Genomic DNA, 26,539 nt, shown 5'->3' with positions numbered 1-26,539 from the left:
CCCGGGCCTACTCCACGAACAGCCCGCGCGCCGCGGCCCGCGCGTCGAAGGCCTCCAGCCGCGCCTGCGCGTCCGGCAGGGCGTCCGCCATCGCCTCCAGCAGCACCCGCCCCAGCAGCATCGGCGCGCACGCCGTGTCGAAGGCCAGGCCGGTGCCGACGGGCGCCGGGATCAGCAGGTCGGAGTGGCGGGCCACCGGCGCGAAGGCCGAGTCGGCGACCGTGACCACCGTCAGCCCGGCCGCCCGCGCGTGCTCCAGCGCCTCGGCGACCTCCTTCGGATGGCGGGGCAGCGCGAAGCACAGCAGGGCCGAGGCCCCGGCGCCCGCGGCCGCGTCGATCCGGTCGGCGAGCATCGAGCCGCCCTCGTCGAGCAGCCGGACGTCCGGATGGACCTTCGCGGCGAAGTACGCGAACCCGCGCGCCTGCGAGGAGGCCGCGCGCAGCCCCAGTACGGGCAGCGGGCTCGACCCGGCCAGCAGCCGCCCCGCCTCCCGCACCGGCGCCGGGTCGGCGAGCATCGCGGAGAGCTGCCGCAGGTTCTCGATCTCGCCCTGCACGGCCTGCTGGTACTCGTTGTACGCGTCCTCTTCCCCGCCCGCGGCCCGCTCGGCGGGGGCCACTTCGCGCAGGTGCCGGCGCAGCGCGGGATAGCCGTCGAAGCCCAGGGCCACCGCGAACCGGGTCACCGACGGCTGGCTCACCCCGGCCAGCTCGGCGAGCTCCACGCTCGACAGGAACGGCACCTCCGCCGCGCCGCGCACCATGCAGTGCGCGATCCGCCGCTGGGTCGGCGTCAGCCGGTGCCCCTCGAACAGCTTCTGCAGCCGGGCCGCAGGGCTCTCGCTCATCCCGTTCCCCTCCGTCCCGTCCACCCGGCGGCCGGGCGGCCGCCGACGGGATATTCAGTCACCGAGCACTCTGCATGCGGCTATGCAGGACGGCAACCCGATCCCGTCATCCGAGACCTCCCGGAGCCTGCGCGCACCCCGATCAATTCGCTTGACCGGCCCACGGACGGCGCTTGATCCTCAAGGGCCGACCGCCGAGATCCACCCGGTCAACACCCACCGAATTCAAGTGAATTGGCCCTCATGGTGTCTTCGTCCGTCTCCGCTCCACCACTGCCCGGAACCCGCCTGTGGACCAAGAACTTCGGCTTGTTCTTCACCGCCCGCATCGTGTCGATGCTGGGCGACATGATGATGCCGGTCGCCCTGGCCGTCGCCATGATCTCGCTCGGCTACGGGGTGAGCGGCATCGGGTACGCGCTGGGCGCCTGGATGGGGTCCTTCGCCCTCTTCATCGTCTTCGGCGGGGTGATCGCGGACCGCTTCCACCCCCTGCCGCAGATGATCGGCGCCGACGCGGTCCGGTGCGTGGCGCAGGGCTCCTTCGCCGTCTACCTCTGGCTCGGCCACCCCACCCTGTGGTTCGTCATCGGAGGGTCGGTCCTCGGCGGCATCGCCACCGCGATGTTCCAGCCGGGCACCGCCAGCCTCGTCCCCCAGGTCTCCACCGACCCCACCCAGGCCAACGGGGTGCTGCGGGTGAGCCAGGGGATGGCCACGATGGCCGGGCCGGCGCTCGCCGGCGTCCTGGTCGCCGCCACCTCGACGGCCTGGGTGTTCGTGATCGACGCAGCCACCTTCGCGATCAGCGGGGTCTGCCTGCTCGCGCTGCGGCTCCCCCGCTTCGCACCCGACCGCTCGCAGTCCACCCTCACGAACCTGCGGGAGGGCTGGGACGAGTTCCGCTCCAGGTCCTGGCTGTGGGCGGTGATCCTGATCTGGTGGGTGCTCGGCGTCTTCGTCTGGGGGCCGCTCACCCCGCTCGGCGCGGCCTCGATCATCGCCGAGCACGGCAAGGCCGCCTTCGGGTACGCGGAGGGCGCCTTCGGGGCCGGCTGCGTCCTCGGCGGGCTCGTCGCGATCCGGATCCGCCCGGCCCGCCCGCTGCTCGGCGGCGGCTTCGCGATGTTCCTGTTCCCGATGATGCCGCTGGCCGCGGCCCTGGTCCCGGCCCTGCCGCTGCTCATGCTCGGCTACGCGATCAGCGGTGTGGGCTGGGCGTTCTGGGGCGTCCAGTGGTCCACCACGGTGCAGACCCAGATCCCCGAGGACCGGCTCAACCGCGTGACGGCGTACGAGGTGGGCGGTTCGATCCTCGCCATCCCGCTCGGCCAGGTCCTCTCGGGCCCGGTGAGCGGCCTCGTCGGCGTCCGCCCGCTCCTGCTGGCCGGCGCCGCGATCAGCCTCGGCTGCGCCCTCGCCCTCGTCGTCGTCCGCCCGGTCCGCAGGCTCGTGCGGCGCGATACGGGGGCTAGCCCCAGTGTCGGGAAGGACGGGGGCTCCTAGGGTGACGGGATGGAGTCGCAGGAGCTGAAGAAGGAACTCTCCGCCACGCTCGACGCCCGGCGGGAGCTGGGGGCGGAGTACGAGGCCGCGCTGGTGGACTCGTTCGTGGAGAAGGTCGACACGCAGGTGCGCCGGCGCCTCGCGGAGGAGCGGCTCTCCGCAGCCCGCGGTACCCATCCGAGCGCGGCGGACTCCCCGGACGGCAACTTCGGCGAGCGCTTCGGCTTCGCGATCATCACCTTGGTGCTGGCGATCCCGCTCTCCGCGATCGGCGCCGCCCAGGCCCATCTCAGCGGTCTGGTCGTCGCCTGGCTCGGCATCCTGGGCGTCAACTACGTCCACGCGGCGAAGTTCCGCCGCCGCCACACGGGCGAGCGCGGTACCGACGCGCTGGACTGACGGGCAGGCAGCAGGGGCGGCGGCCGGAAGGGCCCGCGGGCGCCCGCGCACGTGTTTATGCGCGGGGACCGCCGCACCCCGGTTTCCCGGGGGCGGGACGACGGCGGTCCCCGCGCAGGACACGGGCCGGGTCAGGGCCGTCCGCGCGTCCGTGGCGTCCAACGCGGTCCGGGAGCCGCTCCGGAGGTGCGAAGACGCCGTTCGTGGTGCCGGCCGGGTCCCGGTTTCCCGGGCTTCCCTGCCGACAACCACCACTGTGCCGGAGCCTTGTTAAGCGGGTGCTGCCGTCACGTGTCGGGCCCGTACCGTTTGCGCGTCGCCCGCGCGCGGACCCGTACGGGCCGTACCGGCCGTACGGGTCCTGCGACTTCGGGCTACTTGGCGCCCTTGGCCAGGAACGCCAGCAGGTCCTGACGGCTCACCACACCGGTCGGCTTGCCCTCGACCAGCACGATCGCCGCGTCGGCCTCGCCGAGCACCGCCATCAGCTCGGAGACCGGCTCGCCCGAGCCGACCTGCGGCAGCGGAGCGCTCATGTGCTTCTCCAGCGGGTCGCCGAGGGAGGCGCGCTGCGCGAACAGAGCCGCCAGCAGCTCCTTCTCGACCACGGAGCCGATGACCTCGGCCGCCATCACGTCGGGGTGACCGGCGCCCGGCTTGACGATCGGCATCTGCGAGACGCCGTACTCGCGCAGCACCTCGATGGCCTCGCCGACGGTCTCCTCGGGGTGCATGTGGACCAGGGAGGGGATGCCGCCCGCCTTGTCCGCGAGCACGTCCCGGATGCGGGCCGACGGGCCCGCGTCCTCCAGGAAGCCGTGTCCGGCCATCCACTCGTCGTTGAAGATCTTGCTGATGTAGCCGCGGCCGCTGTCCGGGAGCAGGACGACGACCACGTCGTCCGGGCCGAGGCCCTCGGCCGCCCGCAGCGCGGCGACGACCGCCATGCCGCAGGAGCCGCCGACGAGCAGGCCCTCCTCCTTGGCGAGGCGGCGGGTCATCTGGAAGGAGTCCTTGTCGGACACCGCGATGATCTCGTCGGTCACGTTCGGGTCGTAGGCGGTGGGCCAGAAGTCCTCGCCGACGCCCTCGACGAGGTACGGGCGGCCCGAGCCGCCGGAGTAGACCGAGCCCTCGGGGTCCGCGCCGATGATCTTCACGCGGCCGTCGGAGGCCTCCTTGAGGTACCGGCCGGTGCCCGAGATCGTGCCGCCCGTGCCGACGCCGGCGACGAAGTGGGTGATCTTCCCGGCGGTCTGCTCCCAGAGCTCGGGGCCGGTGGTCTCGTAGTGCGAGCGCGAGTTGTTCGGGTTGCTGTACTGGTCGGGCTTCCAGGCGCCCGGGGTCTCGCGCACGAGGCGGTCGGACACGTTGTAGTACGAGTCCGGGTGCTCGGGGTCGACGGCGGTCGGGCAGACCACGACCTCGGCGCCGTACGCACGCATGACGTTGATCTTGTCAGCCGAGACCTTGTCGGGGCAGACGAAGATGCACTTGTAGCCCTTCTGCTGGGCCACGATGGCGAGTCCTACACCCGTGTTGCCGCTCGTGGGCTCCACGATGGTGCCGCCGGGCTTGAGTGCTCCGCTCTGTTCGGCGGCCTCGATCATCCTGACGGCGATCCGGTCCTTCACGGATCCGCCGGGATTGAAGTACTCGACCTTGGCAAGGACGGTGGCCTGAAGGCCTTCGGTCACACGGTTGAGCTTCACCAGCGGGGTGTTGCCGACGAGGCTGATCATCGAGTCGTGGAATTGCACCATGTTCTCCAAGGAGGGGACTCCACGGGTTCTCCGGGAGGCACCGCCAGACTATGCGGAAAGGGATTGGCCGACCGTCCGTACGGGGCAGGTAGGTCAACAGGACGGCCGGGTCTGCAGGAACGGCGCAGGGATCCGGCCAAGGGACCGAGAAGGTGGCTTGAAGGGTGTCCAGGGCGAGGACGGCCCGCCGCATCGCGGCGGGAGCGGCGTACGGCGGCGGCGGGCTCGGGCTCGTCGGAGCCGCCGCGGTCGGGCTGGTGGTCGCGGAGATGCAGTTCGCGAAGCGGACGGTCGGCACCGGCCTGCCGGATCCGCCGCGCGCGGACGGGCTGTACGGGAGCGAGTTCGGCGGTCCCGAGCTGAGTCCGGGCCCGCTGCGGTTCGGCGTACTGGGTGATTCCACGGCCGCCGGGCTGGGGGTGCGGCGGGCCCGGCAGACTCCGGGAGCCCTGTTGGCCTCGGGGCTGGCGGCGGTGGCCGAGCGGCCGGTCGAGCTGCGCAACGTGGCGCTCTCGGGTGCCATGTCGGACGACCTGGACCGCCAGACGGGGCTGCTGCTGGACGGCGACGGCCCCGCCCCCGACGTGTGCGTGATCATGATCGGCGCCAATGACGTGACCCGCCGGATGCCGCCCACCCAGTCGGTGCGGCTGCTGACCGCGGCCGTACGCCGGCTGCGGCTCGCGGGCTCCGAGGTGGTGGTCGGCACCTGCCCGGACCTCGGCACCATCGAGCCGGTGTACCAGCCGCTGCGGTGGCTGGCCCGCCGGGTCTCGCGCCAGCTCGCGGCCGCCCAGACGATCGGGGTGCTCGCGCTGGGTGCCCGTACCGTCTCGATCGGCGACCTGATGGGAACGGAGTTCGCGGCGAACCCCCGCGAGATGTTCGGACCGGACTCCTACCACCCGTCGGCGGAGGGGTACGCGACCGCGGCGATGGCCATACTGCCGACCCTGTGCGCGGCCCTGGGCGTGTGGCCCGAGTCGGACCGGCTGGACGTCTCGCGCAACGAGGACATGCTCCCGCTGGCCAAGGCCGCCTCGGCCGCGGCGGGCCAGGCCGGCACCGAGGTGACCGGGGCCCGCGGCGCGTGGGCGCTGCTCAAGTACCGGCGCAGGCGCCGGGTGCCGGGCGAGGACCTCACGGAGCAGACTGGAGGAGCCGCGCCGGGCGGCACCCCGGAGGCGCCCAGAGCGACCGGAGTCACATCGCAAGGGCAGTGACCTCGACGGTACGGGGCGGTAACTTCGCATGCGGTCCCGGTACGACACCACCTCCCTTGGAGCCCCGATGCCCGAAGCCGTCATCGTTTCCACCGCCCGTTCGCCGATCGGTCGCGCCTTCAAGGGATCCCTCAAGGACGTCCGCCCGGACGACCTGACCGCCACGGTCATCCAGGCCGCCCTCGCCAAGGTTCCCGGGCTGGACCCGCGCGAGATCGACGACCTGATGCTGGGCTGCGGCCTCCCGGGCGGCGAGCAGGGCCACAACCTCGGCCGGATCGTCGCGGTGCAGATGGGCATGGACCACCTGCCCGCCACCACGATCACCCGCTACTGCGCCTCCTCGCTCCAGACCTCCCGGATGGCGCTGCACGCCATCAAGGCGGGCGAGGGCGACGTCTTCATCTCCGCGGGCGTGGAGATGGTCTCCCGGTCCGTGAACGGCTCCTCCGACGGCATCCCGGGCACCCACAACCCGCTCTTCGCCGAGTCCGAGGCCCGTACCAAGGAGGTCGCCGAGTCCACCGGCTCCTCCTGGCACGACCCGCGTGAGGACGGCCGCACCCCCGACGCGTACATCGGGATGGGTCAGACCGCGGAGAACCTGGCCCGGCTCAAGGGCGTGACCCGCGCCGACATGGACGAGTTCGGCGTGCGCTCGCAGAACCTGGCCGAGGAAGCCATCAAGAACGGCTTCTGGGCCCGCGAGATCACCCCGATCACCACCCCGGACGGCACGGTCGTCTCGCAGGACGACGGCCCGCGCGCCGGGGTCACCCTGGAGGCCGTCCAGGGCCTCAAGCCCGTCTTCCGCCCCGACGGCCTGATCACGGCGGGCAACTGCTGCCCGCTGAACGACGGCGCCGCGGCGCTGGTCGTCATGAGCGACACCAAGGCGCGCGAGCTGGGCCTGACCCCGCTGGCCCGGATCGTCTCCACCGGCGTCACCGGCCTCTCCCCCGAGATCATGGGCCTGGGCCCGGTCGAGGCCTCCAAGCAGGCGCTGAAGCGGGCGGGCCTGACCGTCGGCGACATCGACCTGTTCGAGATCAACGAGGCCTTCGCGGCCCAGGTGATCCCCTCCTACCGGGACCTGGAGATCCCGCTGGAGAAGCTGAACGTCAACGGCGGGGCCATCGCCATCGGTCACCCGTTCGGGATGACCGGCGCGCGCATCACGGGCACGCTGATCAACAGCCTGCAGTTCCACGACAAGCAGTTCGGCCTCGAAACCATGTGCGTCGGCGGCGGCCAGGGCATGGCCATGATCATCGAGCGGCTGAGCTAGGTCGGGCAGAGCGTGGCCGTCGGGATCAAGAGCCGAGGCCAGACGCCGTAAGGGATCCGCTTGATCCCGTACGCCGTACTGACACCGAATCTAATCCTGTCGCGGCCATTCTGTGACCAAATGTCCCCCAGGATGTGACCTTAGTCCTGGGGGATCATTGTTTCCGCAGGTCAGGCCAGGTTCGAGCGGGGGCTTCGGGACGAAAGGCCTGTCCAATTCATGACGTAATGCACTGCAAGCCATTCCCAGGTCAGGACAAGCTGATGTAGGAAGTCGGGGGATCGAATCAATCAGGAGTTAGTCAGTGAGCGCCATGTCTCTTGCCCTACTGCTGACCACGGCCGCTGCCACGGCCGTCGGCGCTGCTGCGCTGCACGCCGTCCACGGCCTGCGCAAGCAGGTCACCGCACTGCGCGGTGAGCTGACGGTTTCGCACCCCCGTGGTGCCAGCGTCCCGCACGCCCGCAGCGCCGTGGAGTCCCCCGCCGCCGAGATACGAGCCGCCGTCGCCGAGGCCCTCGCCGAGGAGCGCGAGCGCGAGCTCGCCGAGGCGCGTGCCTTCTGGGCCTCGCAGGAGGCCCGTGACGCCGCCGACGCCCCCTCGCTGCTGGGCGGCCCGTCGGGCCTCGGCGAGGAGAGCCCCGTCTTCCTGCCCCGGCAGGCGGACATGGTCGGCCTGGAGCCGCTCCTGGGCGACGACGCCGAGGACTACCAGGGATACCCGGAGGACTCGGCCGAGCTGGCCGCCGCCCGCCGGCGCCACCCCTCGCACCCCGACTTCGTCCCCGTGCAGGCCTCGCACCCCGGCGCCGACCACGAGCGCACGGTCAACCGCCTGGAAGAGCTCGCGGAGGCCCGTACGGCCCTCGCGGACGTCCGCCCCGGCCCGCTGGGCACCCTGGACGTGTACGTCTTCACCGACGGCACCACGCTCTGCATGACCCCGGGCCACCGGGAGACCGCCGAGCGGCTCGCCGACGCCCTGCGTTCGGGCAGCGCACCGGTCCTGCTGGGCGGCTCGGGCATCTCCGGCGCCTACGCCCTGACCTTCTCCTGCGGCGACTCCGAGGACCCGGACGGCAACGTCTACATCCTCGCCGACCGCGTCATCGCATCGCTCTGAGTTACCGCATCGATCCGCGTCACCGCAGCGCCCTGGCTTCCGCCTGATCCACCAGCCGAACGGCCTCGTCCAGCACCTCGGACGGGGCCTTCGCCGTATCCGTATCCGTATCCGGACCCAATGCGTCCACCCGGCCCGCCACCACGGCGTGCAGGGCCTCGGCGAGGTCCAGCCCGGCCACCGCCAGCTGGTCCCCTACGACGAAGATCCCGGCGTCGGGCATCGTCCGCGCCGGAGCCGCCCCCGCGCCGTTCCCGGCTCCCGCGGCGGCCGCCTCCAGCCGCTGCGCCCTCAGCGAGAGCTCCCGGGCCAGGTCCAGCGCCACCTCGGCGGCGCCCTGCTGGAGCCGGCTCTGCGGCGCCGCCCGCAGCCGGTCGGCGAAACGTTCCACGGCGGCGGTCAGGGGTGAGGTATCGAGCACCCGGCCGACCTTACGCGCCGCCGCGGCGCCATTGCCAACGGGCGAACTCTCCGGCACGGTGGCGTGAAGAGAACAGCACAGCACGGCGATACCCCCGGAGGCGCCCATGTCCGTCGAGTTCTCCGAACAGACCCACCGCAACATGATCGACAGAATCCCCCAGACCACCGGTCGTGAACTCTCCGACTGGCTCCGGGCCGTGGACGACGGCCCCTCCCTCGTCCGGTTCGAAGAGAAGGTCAGCTGGCTGCTCGGCGCGCACGAGCTGTCGTACGGCCAAGCCAAGGCGATCATCCACGAGTACGACCTGCGCAGGGCCGCCCGCAAGTTCGGCTGAGCCGGCCCCTGCCCCCGTCCGCAGCCCCCGACTTCCCGACCGCCCGATCACTCGATCTGTTGACCCCCGACATGCGGGAAGGCCCCGCGAGCGTGTGCTCGCGGGGCCTTCCTCAGCTCAACCGGTGGGTACCGGGGCAGTTCATGAAGCGCTGCCTAGTCGCCCTTGAGGATGGAGATCAGGCGCAGCATCTCCAGGTAGATCCACACCAGGGTCACGGTGAGGCCGAAGGCCGCCAGCCAGGCTTCCTCGCGGGGGGCGCCGTAGGTCACGCCGTCCTCGACCGACTTGAACTCGATGGCGAGGAAGGCAGCACCGATGACGATGCCGATGACGCCGAAGAGGATGCCGAGGCCGCCGCTGCGGAAGCCGAGGCCGTCGCCGCCCGCGAAGACGGAGAACAGCATGTTGACGACCATCAGGAGCACGAAGCCGATGGCGGCCGCCGTCACGAAGCCGACGAAGCGCCGGTTCACGGTGATCCAGCGCATCTTGTACGCGATCAGCACGCCGGCGAAGACGCACATCGTGCCCATGACGGCCTGGACGACCGTGCCGGGGCTGACGTAGGTGCTGACGGCCGAGCTGATGACGCCGAGGAAGACACCCTCGAAGGCCGCGTAGGCCAGGATCAGCGCCGGAACGGGCTTGGCCTTGAACGACTGGACCATCGCGAAGACGAGCGCGATGAGTGCGGCGCCGAAGGCGATGCCGTACGACTTGTTGATGTTGGCCGGGTCGACCGGAAGCGCGATCCAGGAGATGGCCGCCGTCAGGACGACCGTGCCGAGCGTCAGAGCCGTACGGCTCACGACGTCGTCGATGGTCATCGCATTGCCGCGGACCGGCGCCTGCGGCATACCCGTGGCCGGGTCGGTCGCGTAGGGGTTGGTCGCGTACGGGTTGGTGGCGGTCCCGGCCTGGGCCTGGGGCTGCTGCGTGCCGAAGCCCGCATAAGCACCGTTGTCGCGGCTGAACCCCCGTCGCGAGAAGACCGGGTTGCTGCTCCTCATCTCACTCCTCCATGGCCACCGTGCGCGGCCTTGGAGTCAAGAGTAATGCGAACGCAAAGAAATCGCCCTACTGCTGGAGGAGGATCTTTCCCCGCTGGTACGGGCCCGCTCCGCGGGACGGGCGGGGGTACCCGTGGCGCCCCCGCCCTCCGTGTGTTCCGGCCTGAAACGGAACACCGTCAACAGCATCGTGCCCGAAGCCGGACTTGAACCGGCACGACCCGAGGGTCAGCGAGGTTTAAGCTCGCCGTGTCTGCATTCCACCATCCGGGCAGGGCGTAGCGGCCCCGTAGGAAAAGCCTTGAACGCTGCGCCGAGCCTATCCGGAACGCTTGCGCCCCCACCTGGGCGTCTCGCCGATGTTGTCTGATTTTATTGGCGCTTGATGGCCCGTCAGGGGACAGAAGCCGCGGTCGGCACGTTCCGGGCGTCGATCTTGACCGCCACGGGATTGACGGGATTTCGATGGCCCGCGCCACCCCGTACGCCACCCCGTGCGCCACCCCCTCGGCCCGGCTCCCTTTCCGGTCCCGTTCCGCCTCCGGTTCCGCCCCCGCTCGCATCCCGCTCGCGCCCCGGTTCCGGCTCCGGCCCGCCCTCCGCGCCGGCCTCTGCTTCCCGCTCCCGCGCCGCCCGTCCGGCGGCCTCCCCGCACCTCCACCGGGCTGCCGTCATACCAAAGGAGGAGGCGAAGCCCTCCGTGGTCACTCTCCGGTGGACCGGAGAACGGGCATCACGGCTGATCCGGAGCGGGGGTGGGCGCCGCGACGATGGAGGAGTCCCGCCAATCGCGGACCGTGAGCCCGGTCCGCACGTCCCGCCCCTGACAGGAGCAGCCCCCGTGACCACCACGAACTACGCCCCGCACACCACCCAGGCCGTCGCTGCGCGCGCCACCGGCCTCTCCAAGGTGTACGGCCAGGGCGAGACCCAGGTGGTCGCTCTGGACAACGTCTCCGTGGACTTCGCGGCGGGCCAGTTCACCGCGATCATGGGCCCCTCCGGTTCCGGCAAGTCCACGCTGATGCACTGCGTCGCCGGCCTGGACACCTTCTCCGCCGGGTCCGTCCGCATCGGCGAGACCGAGCTGTCCACGCTGAAGGACAAGCAGCTCACGCAGCTGCGCCGGGACAAGATCGGCTTCATCTTCCAGGCCTTCAACCTGCTGCCGACCCTGACGGCCCTGGAGAACATCACGCTCCCCATGGACATCGCCGGCCGCAAGCCCGACCAGCAGTGGCTGGACGCGGTGATCGGCATGGTCGGCCTCTCCGACCGCCTCTCCCACCGCCCCACCCAGCTCTCCGGCGGCCAGCAGCAGCGCGTGGCCGTGGCCCGCGCCCTGGCCTCCCGCCCCGAGATCATCTTCGGTGACGAGCCCACCGGAAACCTCGACTCGCGCTCCGGCGCCGAGGTCCTCGGCTTCCTGCGCAACTCCGTGCGCGAGCTCGGCCAGACCGTCGTCATGGTCACCCACGACCCGGTCGCCGCCTCCTACGCGGACCGCGTCATCTTCCTCGCCGACGGCCGCATCGTCGACGAGATGATCCAGCCCACCGCGGACGGCGTGCTCGACCGCATGAAGGCCTTCGACGCCAAGGGCCGCACCAGCTGAGGGACGCGCCCCCTCGCAGCCGTCCGCCCCCGCTGACCCCACAGACCTGGATTCCTCCACCATGTTCCGTACCGCCCTGCGCAACGTGCTCGCGCACAAGGCCCGGCTGCTGATGACGGTGCTCGCCGTCGTCCTCGGCGTCGCCTTCGTCTCCGGCACGCTCGTCTTCACCGACACCGTCGGCAAGGCGATGTCGAACCAGTCCGCCAAGAGCTTCGACGGCGTCGCCGTCTCGGTCACCTCCTACGGCGCCCCCCGCAACGACGAGGGAGTCAAGGAGGGCGAGCCGGGCATCAGCCAGCAGACCCTCGACAAGGTCAAGGCCCTCGGCGGCGTCGACACCGCCTCCGGCCGCGTCCACGGCTTCGCCGCCGTGGGCGACCAGGACGGCAAGCTGATCGGCAACGGCTGGTCCAACACCGGCGCCAACTTCGTCCCCGTCAAGGACGGCAAGGACCCCCGCTATGCCTTCGCCGAGGGCAACGGCCCGGCCAAGGCCGGCGAGATCGCCCTCGACAAGGAGACGGCCAAGCGCGGCACGTACAAGGTGGGCGACAAGGTCCGGGTGGCCGACAACGGCCCGGCCAAGGAGTACACCCTCGCCGGCATCTTCACCACCGAGGACGGCGCGGTCAACGCGGGCGGCTCGCTGGTCCTGTTCGACACCCCGACCGCCCAGCAGCTCTACCTGGAGCCGGGCTACTACGACGAGCTCGCGGTCAGCGCCAAGGCCGGCGCCTCCGCCGACCAGCTGCTCACCGAGATCAAGCCGCTCGTCGGCAAGGACGCCAAGGCCCAGACCGGCGCGGCGCTCGCGGCCGAGCAGGCCAAGGACATCGAGCGGGGCATGAGCAGCATGAACCAGATGCTGCTGACGTTCGCGCTGATCTCGCTCTTCGTGGGCGTCTTCCTGATCTACAACACCTTCACCATGCTGGTCGCCCAGCGCACCAAGGAACTGGCCCTGCTGCGTGCCGTCGGCGCCAACCGCGGCCAGGTCAAGCGCTCGGTCCTGGCCGAGGCCCTGGTCGTCGGCGTGATCTCCTCCGCCATCGGCCTGATCGGCGGCGTCGGCCTCGCGATCGGCATGCGCTCCGCCATGGGCCTCTTCGACGCCAAGATCCCGGCCGGCCCGGTGGTCGTCGCCCCGCTCACCGTCGCCGCCGCGATCGGCATCGGCGTCCTCGTCACGATGCTCGCCGCCTGGCTGCCGGCCCGCCGCACCGCCAAGATCTCCCCGGTCGCCGCGATGGGCAGCGCCCACCTGCCGGCCTCCTCCAAGTCCCTGGTGCTGCGCAACAGCATCGGCGGCGCCGTCACCCTGCTCGGTCTGCTCGCCATCCTCGGCGGCGCCATGACCGGCAAGGACGGCAAGATGATGATCGGCGCCGGCGCCTTCCTCACGATGATCGGCATCATCATCCTGCTGCCGGCGCTCTCCCGGCCGGTCATCGCGGCCGTCCGCCCGCTGCTGGAGAAGGTCTTCGGCGTCGCCGGCAAGCTCGCCGCGCAGAACGCGGTCCGCAATCCGCGCCGCACCGCCGTCACCGCCGCCTCGCTGGCCATCGGCCTGACCCTGGTCACCGCCCTGTCCGTGCTCGGCATCACGATGGGCAAGGCCATCGACCGGATGACGACGGACAACCTCAAGGCGGACTACACGGTCTCCATGGGCCAGAGCTTCGGCAGCCTGGACGCCTCCGTGATCCCGGCCCTGGAGAAGGCCCCGGGCGTCAAGGCGGTCTCCCCGCAGCAGGCCGGTGACTTCCGGGTCGGCGACGGCGACTCCTACCGCTCCGTCTCAGGGGTCAACCCCGCGACCATCGGCCAGCTCCTCAACTTCGACGTGCTCAGCGGGCAGCTGACCAGCCTGGCCAGGGGCGAGGTGGCGGTCGCCGAGAAGACCGCGAAGACGGAGGGCCTGTCGGTCGGCTCCCCCCTGAAGGTCACCTTCGCGGACAACAAGAAGGCGGACCTGAAGGTCGGCGCGGTCTACAAGGACATGGAGGGCATGCTCTCCCCCTACGTGATCGACTCCGGCATCCTCGACAAGCACAGCGAGCAGCCGTACCTGCGCGAGGTCCTCGTCAAGATGGACGGCGGCCCCTCGGCCAAGGGCGAGCAGGCCCTCGTCGACGCCCTCGGCAAGAACCCGGCGATCACCTTCGCCACCCAGCAGGACATCCGCAACGAGATGGGCGGCATGATCAACACCGCCCTGAACATCATGTACGGCCTGCTCGCCATGGCGCTGATCATCTCGGTCCTCGGCGTCGTCAACACCCTGGCGATGTCCGTCTACGAGCGGACGCAGGAGATCGGCATGCTGCGGGCGATCGGCCTGGACCGCGGCCGGGTCAAGAACATGATCCGCCTGGAAGCCATCGTGATCGCGCTCTTCGGCGCGGTGATCGGCGTGGCCCTCGGCACCTTCATCGCCTGGGCCGTGGGCGAGACCGTCAAGGGCTCGATCCCGAACTACGCCCTGGTCATCCCCTTCGACCGGATCGCGATCTTCATGCTGCTGGCCGGCATCGTGGGCGCCCTGGCGGCCATGTGGCCCGCCCGCAGCGCGGCCCGGCTGAACATGCTGACCGCGATCAAGACGGAGTAGCCGCAGCCGCCGTACGAGCGCACCCGTACGAAGCCGCAGGGCCCCGCGACATCCCGTCGCGGGGCCCTGCGCCGTTTCCCCCGCCGCTACGGCCTACGCCGGCCACTCCCGGGCGCGCAGCGGCATCCCCGAGGCCGACCGGGTCCCGGTGTGCACCGCAAGCACCTGGTTGACGCCGAGCCGGTTGTGCTCGAAGGCGAGCGCCGAGGCGGCCATGTACAACTGCCAGACCCGGGCCCGCCCGGGCGAGGTCAGCCGCTGCGCCTCCTCCCAGTGCTCCTCCAGCCGGGCCACCCAGGCCCGCAGGGTGAGCGCGTAGTGCTCGCGCAGCGCCTCCACGTCGCGGACCTCGAAGCCGGCCCGTTCCAGCTCGCCGACGGTGGTGCCCAGCGGGGACAGCTCCCCGTCGGGGAAGACGTAGGCGTCTATGAACGCGTTGATCCGGTACGCCTCCTCGTCCGGCTCGGGGCGCCGCGCGATCTGGTGGTTCAGCAGCCTCCCGCCCGGCCGCAGCAGGCCGTACAGCGTGCGGGCGTACGTGCGGTAGCGGTCGGCGCCGACGTGTTCGGCCATCCCGATGGAGGAAACGGCGTCGTACGGGCCGTCCTTGACGTCCCGGTAGTCCTGGACCCGGATCTCGACGAGTTCGGCCAGGCCCTCCTCCGCGACCCGCTTGCGGGCGTAGGCGGCCTGTTCGCGCGAGAGCGTGATCCCGGTGACCTTGGCCCCGTACTCCCGGGCCGCGTGCAGGGCCATCGAGCCCCAGCCGCAGCCGACGTCCAGGAGCCGGTCCCCCGGGCCCAGGGCGAGCTTGCGGCAGACCAGGTCCAGCTTGTCCCGCTGGGCGTCCTCCAGGCTCCCGCCGGGGGTCCAGTAGGCGCAGGAGTACACCATCGACGGGCCGAGCACCCGCTCGTAGAAGGCGTTGCCCACGTCGTAGTGGTGGCTGATGGCCTGCCGGTCGCTTCCCTTGGTGTGCCGGGGGCCGCCGCGGCGGTGGGCCTCCTCGGGCGGCGGGGCCGGCTTGGTCCACGGCCGCGCCAGGCCCACGAGGCTCCGTACGGCGGCCCGGGCTCCCGGATCGCGCAGCAGGGCGGCGGGCCCGGTGGACTTGCCCTCGGCAGCCTCGGCAGCCTTGGCGGCCGCCTCCGCACCGGGCTCGCGGTCCCGCTCCCAGAGCAGCCCGCCGACCCGGTCCAGCAGCTCGAACAGGTCACCGTCGACGGTGAGGTCCCCGGCCACCCAGGCGCGGGCCAAGCCGAGCTCGCCCGGCTTCCACAGGATCCGGCGCAGGGCGCGACGGTTGTTCAGGACCAGGACGGGACCGCCGAGCGGGCCGGCCTCGCTGCCGTCCCAGGCCCGGATCCGGACGGGGAGAGGGGCTCCCATCAGGGTGTCGGCTAAAGCGGCCAGCCGCGGCGCGGCGTCGTTCATGCAAACCCTCCGACAAGGTCCGACGAGCTCCGACGAGGTCAGACGAGCTCCGATAAGTTCCGACCGCACGGCATACCCGGATCCGGTCCCGAATATGCCGAAGGGGCCGCCCGCACCACGGATGGCGGGCGGCCCCTTCGGGACACGCTGGGTCGAACTGGTGGAACTGGTCCTGCCGGTACTGCCGGAACTGCCGGTCCCTACGGGGTCAGGAGGCCTTGGCCTTCTCGGCCGGGGCCGCGACGGCCGGAGCCGGCGCCGGCTTGGCGGCCTCGTAGAACTCCTCGCGGGGGGTCTCCAGCGCACCGAGGGAGACGACCTCGCGCTTGAGGAACATGCCGAGGGTCCAGTCGGCGAAGACGCGGATCTTGCGGTTCCAGGTCGGCATGGCCATGCCGTGGTAGCCACGGTGCATGTACCAGGCGAGCCGGCCCTTGAGCTTGATCTTCATCCCGCCCATGACGATCATCGCCACGCCCTTGTGGAGGCCGAGGCCCGCCACCGCACCCTTGTTGGAGTGCGAGTACTCGGTCTGCGGGAAGCCCCGCATGCCCGAGATGACGTTGTCGCCGAGGACCTTGGCCTGGCGCAGCGCGTGCTGGGCGTTCGGCGGGCACCAGGCGTTCTCCACGCCGGCCTTGCGGGCGGCGAGGTCGGGCACCTGGGCGTTGTCGCCGGCGGTCCAGATGTAGTCCGTGCCCTTGACCTGGAGGGTCGGCTCGGCGTCCACGTGGCCGCGGGGGCCCAGCGGCAGGCCGTAGCGGGCCAGCACCGGGTTGGGCTTGACGCCGGCGGTCCACACGAGGGTGTTGGAGTCGACCTCGAGGCCGTTCTTCAGCACCACGTGGCCGTCCACGCAGGAGTCCATGGAGGTGTTCAGGTAGATCTCGATGCCGCGCGACTCGAGGTGCTCCTTGCCCCAGGTGCCGAGCTTGGGCCCGACCTCGGGGAGGATCTTGTCGGCCGCGTCGACCAGGATGAAGCGCATGTCCTCGCGCTTGATGCTGGTGTAGTACTTCGCGGCGTCGCGGGCCATGTCCTCGACCTCGCCGATCGTCTCGGCGCCTGCGAAGCCGCCGCCGACGAAGACGAAGGTGAGCGCCTTGCGGCGGACGTCCTCGTCCGTCGTGGACTCGGCCTTGTCGAGCTGCTCGAGTACGTGGTTGCGCAGGCCGATGCCCTCTTCCACGCCCTTCATGCCGATGCCCTGTTCGGCGAGGCCGGGGATCGGGAAGGTGCGGGAGATGGCGCCGAGCGCGATCACCAGGTAGTCGAAGGGCAGCTCGTACGCCTCGCCGACCAGCGGCGTGACGACGGCGACCTTGCGGTCCTGGTCGATGTTCGTGACCCGGCCGGTGAGGACCTCAGCCTTCGGAAGCACGCGTCGCAGCGGTACGACGACGTGCCGAGGCGAGATGCTGCCTGCGGCCACTTCGGGGAGGAAGGGCTGGTAGGTCATGTACGAGCGCGGGTCGACGACCGTGACGGTCGCCTCGCCGTAACGCATCTTCTTCATGATGCGCTTGGCTGCGTACAGGCCTACGTACCCACCTCCTACAACGAGGATCCTGGGACGCTCCGTGGTGCTCATGGAACGAGTATCCAGCACCCTCAGGGGTGACGCTCGTGAGCCCCTTCACAAGGACCTCTGGCCCCTCTGCTACACTCCGCCGCCCACGTGACCGAGGTCATGGCGCGGAGCGGGAACCAGGGTGTAACGGGAGTCGTTGAACACCAGTCCTGAACTGGCATCCAAGCCCTCAAGCGGAGTAGACCACCGCCTTCGTGGATACCTACCGCCAGAGGTGCGCGACGTCCGTCATTCGCACGAACGCGAGCAAAAAGAAGGCCCAGGAGGCTCCGGACTCGCCCAAAAGGCTCCTCCAGAGCCCTCACAGGCACTTTTTCCTTGTGAAGAACTTCACGAAGTTCATGTGGACGACGGGACCTAAGACCCCCGAACGGCCCCCCGAGACCGCTTTCGACCCCTGCTGTTGACCCTCGACCTGGTCGAGGGACCAGTGTTCGGGGCGTGGAGAACGAGATGCGCAGTATCGGCGAAACGGCCCGCGACAGCGGCCTGAGCGTGAGTGCCCTGCGGTTCTACGACGGGGCAGGCGTACTGGTCCCCGTCCTGGTCGACCCGGCGAGCGGGTACCGCTGGTACGGGCCCGAGCAGGTCGAGGAGGCCCGGCTGCTGGCCCGGCTCCGGCGGGCCGGCATGCCCCTGGCGGACATCCGGCTCGTACTGGCCGGCTGGGCCGGCGCGGACACCGATCTGGTGCGCGGCCTGCTCCGGGCGCACCTGCTCCGGCTCGAACTGGGCCTGTCCGATGCACGCAGCGAGCTCTCCGCGGTCCGCGCACATCTCGAACGCAGGGAGCACCCCATGAGCACGACCCTTGCCACCGCCGTCACGACCACCCGGCTCACCCTGTCGGCGCCCGAGCTGGCCGCCGCCCTGGACGCGGTCCGGTTCGCCGTCGGCTCCGACCCCGAGCTGCCGATGCTCGGCGGCATCCTGTTCGACATCGAGGGCGGGGCGCTGCGCGTCGTGGCCACCGACCGGTACCGGCTGGCCGTCGCCCGCGCCGGGGCCACCGGGCACACCGGCCCCCGCCTGCAGCTCCTCGTACCCGCCCCGCTCGCGGACGCGATGCGGGCGCTGCTGAGCGACGACGCCCCGGTCCTGCTCACCGTGGACGGCGACCGCGTGGCCCTGGAGACGGAGACGGCGGACCGCCAGGCGGCCGGCCGCTGCCTGGGCCACGAGTTTCCCGACTACCGCCGCCTCGTCAGCCTGCCCGCGGGGCGCCGGGTCCTCGTCGACGTACCGGCCTTCCGCGAGGCCCTCGAAAGCGGCCCCGTCCGCCCGGCCGAACGCGAGCAGGACGGCGCGACCGGCGAGCTCAGCGTGCTCAAGGTGACCGACGGGGACGAGCTGTCCCTCTGCGACGACGAGGACGACGACCCGGCCAACGTCGGCCTGAACCGCGCGTTCCTGCTGGACGCCCTCGACGCCGGAGACCGGGACCGGCTGATCCTGGAGCTCGGCGCCCCCAAGGCCCCCGTGGTGGTCCGCCGCCCCGACGACGAGGAGTCGTTCTCGCTCCTGATGCCGGTCCGGCTGGATGCGTAGGCGCCTCAGGACATGACGGTGCCCCCGGCGGGATGGATCCGCCGGGGGCACCGTGTCGTGCGTTCGCGTCGGTCGTCAGGCGATGGACCAGGCGATTGCGTCCGGCATGTCCGGTGAACCCGCACTGGTTTGGTGCGCGCCGGCGCGTGTACACGACCGGAGCACCGTCGTTCAGCGATTCGGCAGGTCAGACCTGGCTCTTGTCGGTCTCGACCTCTTCCGCGGTCTTGATCGCGATGCCGTCGAGGATGTCGTGCTCCGAGACCACGACCTCCGAGGCGCCGACCCGCTCCATGATCGCCAGCAGGACCAGGGCGCCCGCGCCGATCACGTCGACCCGTCCCGGATGCATCACCGGGATGGCCGCGCGCTCGGCGTGCGTCAGCGTCAGCATCCGCTCGCTGACCTCGCGGACCGTCTCGTACGGGATCCGGGAGTGGTGGATCCGCGCCGAGTCGTACGCCTCCAGGCCCAGGGCGATCGCGGCGACCGTGGTCACCGACCCGGCCAGGCCCACCAGGGTGCGCGCCTCGGCCAGCGGAACCGTCACGGAGGCCAGGTCCAGCCCGGCCTCGATGTCGGCCCGTATCGCGGCGATCTGCTCCGCGGTCGGCGGGTCGGTGACGATCCCGTCCACCGTCAGGTGGCGCTCGGTCATCCGGACACAGCCCACGTCGACGGAGCGGGCCGCCCGGACGTGTTCGGTGCCGACCACGAACTCCGTGGAGCCGCCGCCGATGTCCACCACCAGGAAGGGCCGCTCCAGGTCGGTGCGGCCGGTCAGCTCGCCGGTGGCGCCGGTGAAGGAGAACTCGGCCTCCTGGTCCCCGCTGATCACCTCGGGCTCGACGCCCAGGATGTCCAGGACGCCCCGGACGAACTCGTCGCGGTTCTCGGCGTCCCGGGAGGCCGAGGTCGCCACGAAGCGCACCCGCTCGGCGCCGAGCTCCTTGATGACCACCGCGTACTCGCGGCAGGCCGCGAAGGTGCGCTCCAGCGCCTCCGGAGCCAGCCGGCCCGTCTTGTCGACGCCCTGGCCGAGCCGGACGACGATCATCCGGCGGTCCAGCTCGATCAGCTCGCCGGTGGCGGGGTCGAGGTCGGCGACGAGGAGCCGGATGGAGTTCGTACCGCAGTCGACGGCCGCGACGCGGATCACGCGCCCGCCTCCGCTGCCGCGTTCTCTTCGGCCTTCTTCTCTTCGGCCTTCTTCTCTTCGGCCTTCTTCTCGCCGCACGGGGTGACGCAGGCACCCTTGGCCCACCACTCGGGCAGCATCGCCAGGGCCTCGTCGCCGAACGGGTTCACGCCCGGGCCCGCGGCCAGGGAGTGGCCGACCAGCACGTGCAGGCACTTCACCCGGTCCGGCATGCCGCCGGCGCTCGGGAAGCCCTGGAGCACCTCGATGGCGTCGCGGCGGGTGATGTAGTCCTCGTGCGCGGCCCGGTAGGCGGCGGCCAGCTCCGGGTCCACGGCGAGACGGGCCTGCATCTCCTTCATCACGCCGTTGGCCTCCAGCGTGCCGATCGCACCGGCGGCGCGCGGGCAGGTCAGGTAGTACAGCGTCGGGAAGGGGGTGCCGTCGGGGAGCCGCGGTGCGGTCTCCACCACGTCCGGCTGCCCGCAGGGGCAGCGGTGCGCGATGGCGCGGAGCCCGCGCGGGGGGCGGCCGAGCTGCTGTTCGAACGCCTCGATGTCGGCGGCGGTCGGCTCGGTCCGGTCGGTCTGGGGCGGGGGCGTCTGCATGCCTGGAGGAAGTCTTTTCGTTCTCGTGGATGGGTGGGACTCAGTCGCCGGGGCGGTCGGCCTTGTCGACGCCGTCCCAGACGTTGGAGTACCAGGGCCGGTCGGTGGCGGCCTGTCCGCTGCGGCGCTGCTCTCCCGCGGCGGCTCCGGGGTCGGTCATGATGTAGCTGACCTCCCCCGGCCGGACGAAGTGCAGGTGCTTGCGCGCCTGCTGCTCGGCGTACGCGTTGTCCTGCCAGCGGGCCTTCTCGTCGCGCAGCCGTTCCAGCCGGTCCCGCGCGGCGACGGCGTCCTTCTGCTGCTTCGCGATCTCCGAGCGCTGGGACACGTACTGGCGCATCGGATACGCGAGGGCGACGACCAGGGTACAGAGGACGAGGACCAGCAGGGCGGCCCGGCCGGTGAGCCGGCTGCGGCGGACCTGCCGGCGGGACTGCGAGCGGTACACGTGCGCCGCGGTCCGCTCACCGAGCTGCTTGAGCCTGGTCGCGGTCGAGAACGTGGCGAACCGGTCCCGGTTCCCGGCCATTGATCCGCCTCCCCTATATGCGCACGACGCACTACGTCCCCGCACACGGTACGGGACCGAGTGCGGGGACGTAGGGAGGCTTGCGCCCTAAAGGACTGATCAGCCCTTGAAGCGCGGGAACGCGCTGCGGCCCGCGTACACGGCGGCGTCGTCGAGGATCTCCTCGATGCGCAGCAGCTGGTTGTACTTGGCGACGCGGTCCGAGCGGGCCGGGGCGCCGGTCTTGATCTGGCCGCAGTTCACGGCGACCGCGAGGTCGGCGATGGTGACGTCCTCGGTCTCACCGGAGCGGTGCGACATCATGCACTTGAAACCGTTGCGCTGGGCCATCTCGACGGCGTCCAGCGTCTCGGTCAGCGAACCGATCTGGTTCACCTTGACGAGCAGGGCGTTCGCCGAGCCCTCTTCGATGCCGCGGGCAAGACGCTCGGGGTTGGTGACGAAGAGGTCGTCGCCGACGATCTGGACCTTCGCGCCCAGCTTGTCGGTGAGGGTCTTCCAGCCCGACCAGTCGTCTTCGTACAGCGGGTCCTCGATGGACACGAGCGGGTACGCGGAGACGAGCTCCTCGTAGTACTCGGTCATCTCGGCGGCCGAGCGGGACTGGCCCTCGAACTCGTACTTGCCGTCCTTGTAGAACTCGGACGCGGCGACGTCGAGCGCGAGCGCGATGTCCTTGCCCGGGACGTAGCCGGCCTGCTTGATGGCCTCGACGATGAGGTCCAGCGCGGCGCGGTTCGACTCGAGGTTCGGCGCGAAGCCGCCCTCGTCGCCCAGACCGGTGGAGAGGCCCTTGGTGTGCAGGACCTTCTTGAGGGTGTGGTAGACCTCGGCACCCCAGCGAAGGGCCTCGGAGAAGGACTCCGCGCCGATCGGGGCGATCATGAACTCCTGGATGTCGACGTTGGAGTCGGCGTGCGACCCACCGTTCAGGATGTTCATCATCGGAACGGGCAGCAGGTGCGCGTTCGGGCCGCCGAGGTAGCGGAAGAGCGGGAGGTCGGAGGCCTCGGACGCGGCGTGCGCGACGGCGAGGGAGACACCGAGGATGGCGTTGGCGCCGAGGGAGCCCTTGTTCTCGGTGGCGTCCAGGTCGATCATCGCCTGGTCGATCAGGCGCTGCTCGGTGGCGTCGTAGCCGACGAGCTCCGGGCCGAGCTGCTCGATGACGGCGAGGACCGCCTTCTCGACGCCCTTGCCCATGTAGCGGTTGGGGTCACCGTCGCGGAGCTCTACGGCTTCGAACGCTCCGGTGGAGGCGCCGGACGGGACTGCAGCACGGCCGGTGCTGCCATCGTCGAGGCCCACCTCGACCTCGACCGTGGGATTGCCTCGGGAGTCCAGGATTTCCCGGGCTACGACGACGTCGATGGACGGCACGAGCATCTCCTTCTGGGATGTGACGCTGGGTGTGCGGTGGCATGTCAGGCCGTGGGATGGCCTTGCCGCTTAGAGCCTAACCGGCTCCGGGCACTCGGCCAGCCGACCGCCCGGGTCCTGGGACGAAAAAGGGCCTGAATGCCCCTCTTACAGGACATAGGACCCTTGATCATCGGCGATCCGGAGGGTCCGTCAGGCCGAGCGCGCCCGCACACAGCACCGCCCGGCGCGAAGGGGGTTGCGCGCCGGGCGGTGGAATTACGTGGTGGAGCTACGTGTGGAACTACTGCGCGTCGCCGAAGCGGCCACGACCGTTCTCACATGTTTCAGCTGAGGTTCAGCTTCTGACCCGGGAAGATCAGGTCGGCGTCCGAGACGATGTCCTTGTTGAGCTCGAAGAGCTTCTCCCAGCCACCGGACACGTTGTTCGCGTCGGCGATCGCACCCAGCGTGTCGCCGGACTTGACCTCGTAGGAGCCGTTGCCCGTCTTGGGGGCAGCGCTCTTGGGGGATTCGGGCGCGACGGCCGGACGCTCGGAGCGGGTGGTCGGAGCCTCGACGCGCTTGGTCTCCTTCTTCGGCTCGGCCTTCTTCTCCTGCTTCGGCGCAGCCTTCGGCTGGGTCTTCGGCTTGGAGGGGGTCTCCGCCGAGCCGCCGGTGTAGGAGGAGTTCGACAGGCCCACGCCACAGGACGGCCAGGCGCCCTTGCCCTGGCCCTTGAGGACCTTCTCGGCGATGGCTATCTGCTGCGACTTGGAGGCCTGGTTGGCCTGCGCGGCGTACGACTTGCCGCCGTACGCGGCCCACGTGGAGGACGAGAACTGCAGGCCGCCGTAGTAGCCGTTGCCCGTGTTGATGGACCAGTTGCCGCCGGACTCGCACGCGGCGACGCGGTCCCATTCACCGGCGGTCGCAGCGGAAGCGGTGCCCGCGGCCATCAGCGGCGCGGCCACGGCGACGCCGGCGACACCGGCGAGCGTGACGATGCGGACGGCCTTGGAGCCGCGACGGTGCTTGCCCTTGCCCGAAAGCAGCATGGAGTTCTCCTCACCGACGCCTACGAGGTGAGCTGTCGGGTTCGGGCGAGTGAGTGCCCGGCCGAGCGACCTAGCGCTTGGCTTAACCCCTAGCCGGCTGATGTGACCGTCTCTCAACGGCCGCTACCGGCGCCTACCTTGGTTCCCCCGCTCCTGCCTTCGGCGCTTTACGCGACGAGTGTTCCCTCCGTCCGCCGGCAGGATTCGGCGATGCGGTCGAAGGAGCCCGCGGTGGCGAGCGATTCAGAAGGTAGACAGGTCTCCCCCCGATGTTCAACGAGGAACATCGGGGGGAAGCGGTGCCTACTTGCGCTCCCCGGAAGGGTGTTTGCGCAGGTGAGGGCGGGGTTTGCGGAACCGTCCGGGCCGGACACGCCAGTTGACCTGAAGAGACACATGTCTCACTTACAGAAAACGGACAATCAGCTGGTTCCGGACGCCTTAAGTGCCCTTATTGGTGCGTTAGATCCAGGTTCTGACCGGGCTTGATCAGGTCTGCATCGCCGCCGATGACCTGCTCGTTGGCCTCGTAGAGCCCCTTCCAGCCGCCCTTCACTCCGTTGGCGTCCGCGATCGTGATGAGGCTGTCGCCCGCCTTCACGGTGTACGTCGGCTCCGACGAGGCGTCAGGCGCGGCGGGCGTCTCGACCGCCGCCTGGCCGCGGTGCTTTCCGCCGCCCTCGGTCGCGCCGGGGGTCGCCGGAGCGCTCGGGGCAGCGGAATCGCCGGGGGCGGCCGGAGTCGTCGGGGCCGTGGGATCAACCGGGTTGACCGGAATTGCCGGAATGCCTGGGTTCACCGAATTGCCAGGGTTCGTCGGGTTCGCCGAGTCCCCCGGAACCGACGGGGTCACGGGAGCCGTCGGGTCCACCGGCGCGGTCGGGTCCACGGACGGCGGCGGAGTCGTGGGGTCCGCCGGAGTGACGGGGCCCACCGGGGCGGTGGGGTCCACGGGGCTCGTGGGAGCCGTCGGGTCGCCCGGGAGCCCGGGAGGCGGTGCCTGGAGGTCCGGAGCGGGCATGACGGGCAGTTCGCCGGGCACGCCGATCGGATAGTCCGGAAGTGGCGACTCCGACGGGGCCGACGGAGCCGGGCTCTCGGGCGTCGGGGCACCGAAGTCCGTGGACGGCTTGCCCGTGCCGGTGTGGGGCACGGAGTCGTCCGGGCGGGACGGGGCGGGGGTGGCGGATCCGGAACCGCTGGGCAGACCCGGGTCCACCACGGCGGCCGGCGCGTCCTGCGTCAGACCGGCCGGCACTCCGCACAGCGGCCACGCCTGGGGGCCCTGGGAAGCCAGTACCCGTTCGGCCACGGCGATCTGCTGGGAGCGGCTGGCGAGGTCGGCGCGCTCGGCGAAGTCGAGCCCGCCGGCGTTCTTCCACTGCTCCTGGCTGAACTGCAGCCCGCCGTAGGTGCCGCCGCCGAAGTTGGCACTCCACGTGCCACCGCTCTCACACTCGGCGACCTTGTCCCATGTGGAGGTCTCCGCGGCGCTCGCGCCGGTGGCCGCGAGCAGCGGCAGGGCGAGTGCGGTGCCGGTGACTCCGGCGGTGACGACAAGTGCGGGCACTTGTCGGGGGCGTCTGTGGCGGCCGTTCCCGGAACGCATGAGGCTGCACCTTTCGCATAACGGCGGGGTAACGGCAGAACCTAGTCGCCTTCGAACGCCTGTCACAAGTTTGGGCAGTCAACTGACTTCAGGTCAGGCCGGTTTCAGGCGTTTTGGGCTGTGGATTCGGCCGTGAAGCGGACCGGGAGCGTCCGCAGCCCCCGCATGATGAGCCCGCCGCGCCAGCGCAGCTCCTCGGGAGGCACGGCCAGTTCCAGATCGGGCAGCCGCGTCAGCAGGGTCGCGAGCGCGGTCTGCCCTTCGAGCCGGGCGAGCGGGGCGCCCAGGCAGTAGTGGATGCCGTGCCCGTACCCGAGGTGCTGGTTGTCGGTCCGGGAGAGGTCCAGGGTGTCCGGTTCGGCGAACCGTTCGGGGTCCCGGTCGGCGGCCGCCAGGACCACCAGCACCGGATCCCCGGCCGCGATGTCCTGGCCGCCGAGGACGAAGGGTTCGGTGGCGAACCGCCAGGTGGCCAGCTCCACGGGGCCGTCGTAGCGCAGCAGCTCCTCCACGCCGGTGGCCAGCAGCCCGCTCTCGCCGGCGGCGAGGGACAGCTGGAGGCGTTCGCGCTGCTCCGGGTTCATGAAGAGGGAGTGGACCCCGTTGCCGATGAGGTTGACCGTGGTTTCGAACCCCGCGAACAAGAGGATGAAGGCCATCGCCGTGGCCTCTGCCTCCGTGAGGTGGTCGCCGTGGTCGCTGGCCCGGATCAGATCGGAGATCAGGTCGTCGCCGAGGTCGTCGCGCTTGCGGTGGATGAGCTCCCCGAGATAGGTGCGCATCTGCTTCACGGACCGGGCCACCCCGCCGCGCGGCCCGCCGCCGTGCCGGATCATCATGCCCGCCCAGTCGCGGAAGTCGTCCTGGTCCTCCCGCGGTACACCGAGCATCTCGCAGATGGCGTAGATGGGGAGCGGGAAGGCGAACTCGTGGATGAGGTCGGCCTCGCCCTTCTCGCAGAACTGATCAATGAGGTGGTCGGTCAGTTCCTGCACCCTCGGGGTGAACTCGGCCACCCTGCGCGGGGTGAACGCCTTCGACACCAGCCGACGCAGCCGGGTGTGGTCCGGCGGGTCGATGTTGAGGAGGTGGGTCATCAGCTCCGCCTTGCGCTCCCCCGGGATGCCGGTGCGGCCCTTGGCGTGCGCGGAGCCCTCGTGGTGGGCCGGGTTCTTGCTGAGCCGCTGGTCGGCGAGGGCGTGGCGGGCGTCGGAGTACCGGGTGACGAGCCAGGCCTCGACCCCGCTGGGGAGCGTGGTGCGGTGCACGGGTGCGTGCTCGCGCAGCCAGGCGTACGCCGGGTACGGGTCGGTCGCGAACTCCCAGTCGAACAGGGTCGGCGGTGGGGCGGATCCGTCTGCGGATCCGCCCGTGGATCCGTCCACGGACTGGTCGGCGGCGGGCTCTTCGGGGGCTGCGGGGGTCTGCTCGTGCACCCGGAGACCGTATCCCGCCCGCCACCCATCACCCCATATGGGTCAGTTGTCGCGGCTGTCCGTAGATCGGCTCTGGC

General features: G+C 70.8%; 22 protein-coding genes, 1 tRNA gene and 1 riboswitch. Of the genes, 9 read left to right on the top strand and 14 right to left on the bottom strand.

Features of this window, described 5'->3' with window-relative positions; genetic code table 11:
* Nucleotides 1-7: 7 nt before the first annotated feature.
* Complete coding sequence (locus tag ACFVX6_RS00650) at nt 8-850, bottom strand: MurR/RpiR family transcriptional regulator (protein WP_389686470.1); 843 nt, start codon at nt 848-850, stop codon at nt 8-10.
* A gap of 243 nt (nt 851-1,093) precedes the next feature.
* Between ACFVX6_RS00650 and ACFVX6_RS00645 the strand changes: the two genes are divergently transcribed.
* Nucleotides 1,094-2,356, top strand: coding sequence for an MFS transporter (locus ACFVX6_RS00645; protein ID WP_389686468.1), 1,263 nt, complete (start codon nt 1,094-1,096; stop codon nt 2,354-2,356).
* Between the two features lie 9 nt (nt 2,357-2,365).
* The gene (locus tag ACFVX6_RS00640; protein WP_389686466.1) at nt 2,366-2,755 is read left to right on the top strand and encodes a hypothetical protein; all 390 of its coding nucleotides are present in this window, start codon (nt 2,366-2,368) and stop codon (nt 2,753-2,755) included.
* A 374-nt stretch (nt 2,756-3,129) separates the two neighbouring features.
* Here the strand turns inward: ACFVX6_RS00640 and ACFVX6_RS00635 are convergent, their stop codons facing one another.
* The gene (locus tag ACFVX6_RS00635; RefSeq protein WP_389686575.1) at nt 3,130-4,515 is read right to left on the bottom strand and encodes a cystathionine beta-synthase; all 1,386 of its coding nucleotides are present in this window, start codon (nt 4,513-4,515) and stop codon (nt 3,130-3,132) included.
* A gap of 167 nt (nt 4,516-4,682) precedes the next feature.
* Here ACFVX6_RS00635 and ACFVX6_RS00630 point away from each other — a divergent pair, with 167 nt between their 5' ends.
* The 3 genes from ACFVX6_RS00630 to ACFVX6_RS00620 all read left to right on the top strand — a co-directional run bounded on the left by ACFVX6_RS00630 (nt 4,683) and on the right by ACFVX6_RS00620 (nt 8,152).
* Nucleotides 4,683-5,741 carry an SGNH/GDSL hydrolase family protein gene (locus tag ACFVX6_RS00630; RefSeq protein ID WP_389686464.1) on the top strand — a complete coding sequence of 353 codons (1,059 nt, stop codon included), beginning with the start codon at nt 4,683-4,685 and terminating at the stop codon, nt 5,739-5,741.
* 67 nt (nt 5,742-5,808) lie between these two features.
* A complete protein-coding gene (locus tag ACFVX6_RS00625) occupies nt 5,809-7,029 on the top strand; it encodes an acetyl-CoA C-acetyltransferase (protein WP_389686462.1) in 1,221 nt (406 codons plus the stop codon).
* A 313-nt stretch (nt 7,030-7,342) separates the two neighbouring features.
* Nucleotides 7,343-8,152 carry a hypothetical protein gene (locus tag ACFVX6_RS00620; RefSeq protein ID WP_389686573.1) on the top strand — a complete coding sequence of 270 codons (810 nt, stop codon included), beginning with the start codon at nt 7,343-7,345 and terminating at the stop codon, nt 8,150-8,152.
* A 19-nt stretch (nt 8,153-8,171) separates the two neighbouring features.
* On the opposite strand, the gene ACFVX6_RS00615 is transcribed toward ACFVX6_RS00620, so the two are convergent.
* On the bottom strand, nt 8,172-8,573 hold the full coding sequence (locus tag ACFVX6_RS00615) for a hypothetical protein (RefSeq protein ID WP_389686460.1): 402 nt from the start codon (nt 8,571-8,573) through the stop codon (nt 8,172-8,174).
* Nucleotides 8,574-8,679: 106 nt separating this feature from the next.
* Between ACFVX6_RS00615 and ACFVX6_RS00610 the strand changes: the two genes are divergently transcribed.
* Entirely contained in the window at nt 8,680-8,910 is a 231-nt protein-coding gene (locus ACFVX6_RS00610) for a DUF4287 domain-containing protein (protein WP_250736957.1), read from the top strand.
* A gap of 155 nt (nt 8,911-9,065) precedes the next feature.
* Here the strand turns inward: ACFVX6_RS00610 and ACFVX6_RS00605 are convergent, their stop codons facing one another.
* A complete protein-coding gene (locus ACFVX6_RS00605; RefSeq protein WP_389686459.1) occupies nt 9,066-9,923 on the bottom strand; it encodes a Bax inhibitor-1/YccA family protein in 858 nt (285 codons plus the stop codon).
* A gap of 191 nt (nt 9,924-10,114) precedes the next feature.
* Nucleotides 10,115-10,196: transfer RNA gene (locus ACFVX6_RS00600), tRNA-Leu, on the bottom strand.
* 568 nt (nt 10,197-10,764) lie between these two features.
* Here ACFVX6_RS00600 and ACFVX6_RS00595 point away from each other — a divergent pair.
* Nucleotides 10,765-11,538 (top strand): ABC transporter ATP-binding protein, encoded by a 774-nt coding sequence (locus ACFVX6_RS00595; protein ID WP_389686457.1) that lies wholly within the window; start codon nt 10,765-10,767, stop codon nt 11,536-11,538.
* Between the two features lie 61 nt (nt 11,539-11,599).
* A complete protein-coding gene (locus ACFVX6_RS00590; protein ID WP_389686456.1) occupies nt 11,600-14,152 on the top strand; it encodes an ABC transporter permease in 2,553 nt (850 codons plus the stop codon).
* Between the two features lie 93 nt (nt 14,153-14,245).
* Here ACFVX6_RS00590 and ACFVX6_RS00585 read toward each other — a convergent pair whose 3' ends face one another.
* Nucleotides 14,246-15,586: a class I SAM-dependent methyltransferase gene (locus ACFVX6_RS00585; RefSeq protein WP_389686454.1), complete on the bottom strand. Its 1,341-nt coding sequence runs from the start codon at nt 15,584-15,586 to the stop codon at nt 14,246-14,248.
* Between the two features lie 208 nt (nt 15,587-15,794).
* Entirely contained in the window at nt 15,795-17,177 is a 1,383-nt protein-coding gene (locus tag ACFVX6_RS00580; RefSeq protein WP_250737314.1) for an NAD(P)/FAD-dependent oxidoreductase, read from the bottom strand.
* 453 nt (nt 17,178-17,630) lie between these two features.
* Between ACFVX6_RS00580 and ACFVX6_RS00575 the strand changes: the two genes are divergently transcribed.
* Nucleotides 17,631-18,725, top strand: a complete 1,095-nt coding sequence (locus tag ACFVX6_RS00575; protein ID WP_389686452.1) for a MerR family transcriptional regulator — start codon at nt 17,631-17,633, stop codon at nt 18,723-18,725.
* 187 nt (nt 18,726-18,912) lie between these two features.
* Here the strand turns inward: ACFVX6_RS00575 and ACFVX6_RS00570 are convergent, their stop codons facing one another.
* The 7 genes from ACFVX6_RS00570 to ACFVX6_RS00540 all read right to left on the bottom strand — a co-directional run bounded on the left by ACFVX6_RS00570 (nt 18,913) and on the right by ACFVX6_RS00540 (nt 26,411).
* Nucleotides 18,913-19,884: an exopolyphosphatase gene (locus tag ACFVX6_RS00570; protein WP_389686450.1), complete on the bottom strand. Its 972-nt coding sequence runs from the start codon at nt 19,882-19,884 to the stop codon at nt 18,913-18,915.
* Nucleotides 19,881-20,471, bottom strand: a complete 591-nt coding sequence (locus tag ACFVX6_RS00565) for a DUF501 domain-containing protein (RefSeq protein WP_389686448.1) — start codon at nt 20,469-20,471, stop codon at nt 19,881-19,883. Before ACFVX6_RS00565 ends, ACFVX6_RS00570 begins: the two co-directional genes overlap by 4 nt.
* Nucleotides 20,472-20,511: 40 nt before the next feature.
* The gene (locus ACFVX6_RS00560) at nt 20,512-21,000 is read right to left on the bottom strand and encodes a septum formation initiator family protein (RefSeq protein ID WP_389686446.1); all 489 of its coding nucleotides are present in this window, start codon (nt 20,998-21,000) and stop codon (nt 20,512-20,514) included.
* A gap of 99 nt (nt 21,001-21,099) precedes the next feature.
* A complete protein-coding gene (gene eno, locus ACFVX6_RS00555; protein WP_266908150.1) occupies nt 21,100-22,386 on the bottom strand; it encodes a phosphopyruvate hydratase in 1,287 nt (428 codons plus the stop codon).
* Nucleotides 22,387-22,706: 320 nt separating this feature from the next.
* Nucleotides 22,707-23,417 (bottom strand): transglycosylase family protein, encoded by a 711-nt coding sequence (locus tag ACFVX6_RS00550; protein WP_389686444.1) that lies wholly within the window; start codon nt 23,415-23,417, stop codon nt 22,707-22,709.
* Between the two features lie 2 nt (nt 23,418-23,419).
* Nucleotides 23,420-23,592, bottom strand: a riboswitch (cyclic di-AMP (ydaO/yuaA leader).
* Between the two features lie 276 nt (nt 23,593-23,868).
* Nucleotides 23,869-24,987 (bottom strand): transglycosylase family protein, encoded by a 1,119-nt coding sequence (locus ACFVX6_RS00545; protein WP_389686442.1) that lies wholly within the window; start codon nt 24,985-24,987, stop codon nt 23,869-23,871.
* A 143-nt stretch (nt 24,988-25,130) separates the two neighbouring features.
* Nucleotides 25,131-26,411, bottom strand: a complete 1,281-nt coding sequence (locus ACFVX6_RS00540) for a cytochrome P450 (protein ID WP_389686571.1) — start codon at nt 26,409-26,411, stop codon at nt 25,131-25,133.
* Nucleotides 26,412-26,539 lie beyond the last annotated feature (128 nt).

It is taken from the genome of Streptomyces sp. NPDC058289 (assembly GCF_042880975.1).
GTDB classification, from domain to species: domain Bacteria; phylum Actinomycetota; class Actinomycetes; order Streptomycetales; family Streptomycetaceae; genus Streptomyces; species Streptomyces stoeckheimensis.
Note: the sequence above shows the minus strand (reverse complement) of the source record. Positions and strands in the feature narration are given on the sequence as shown.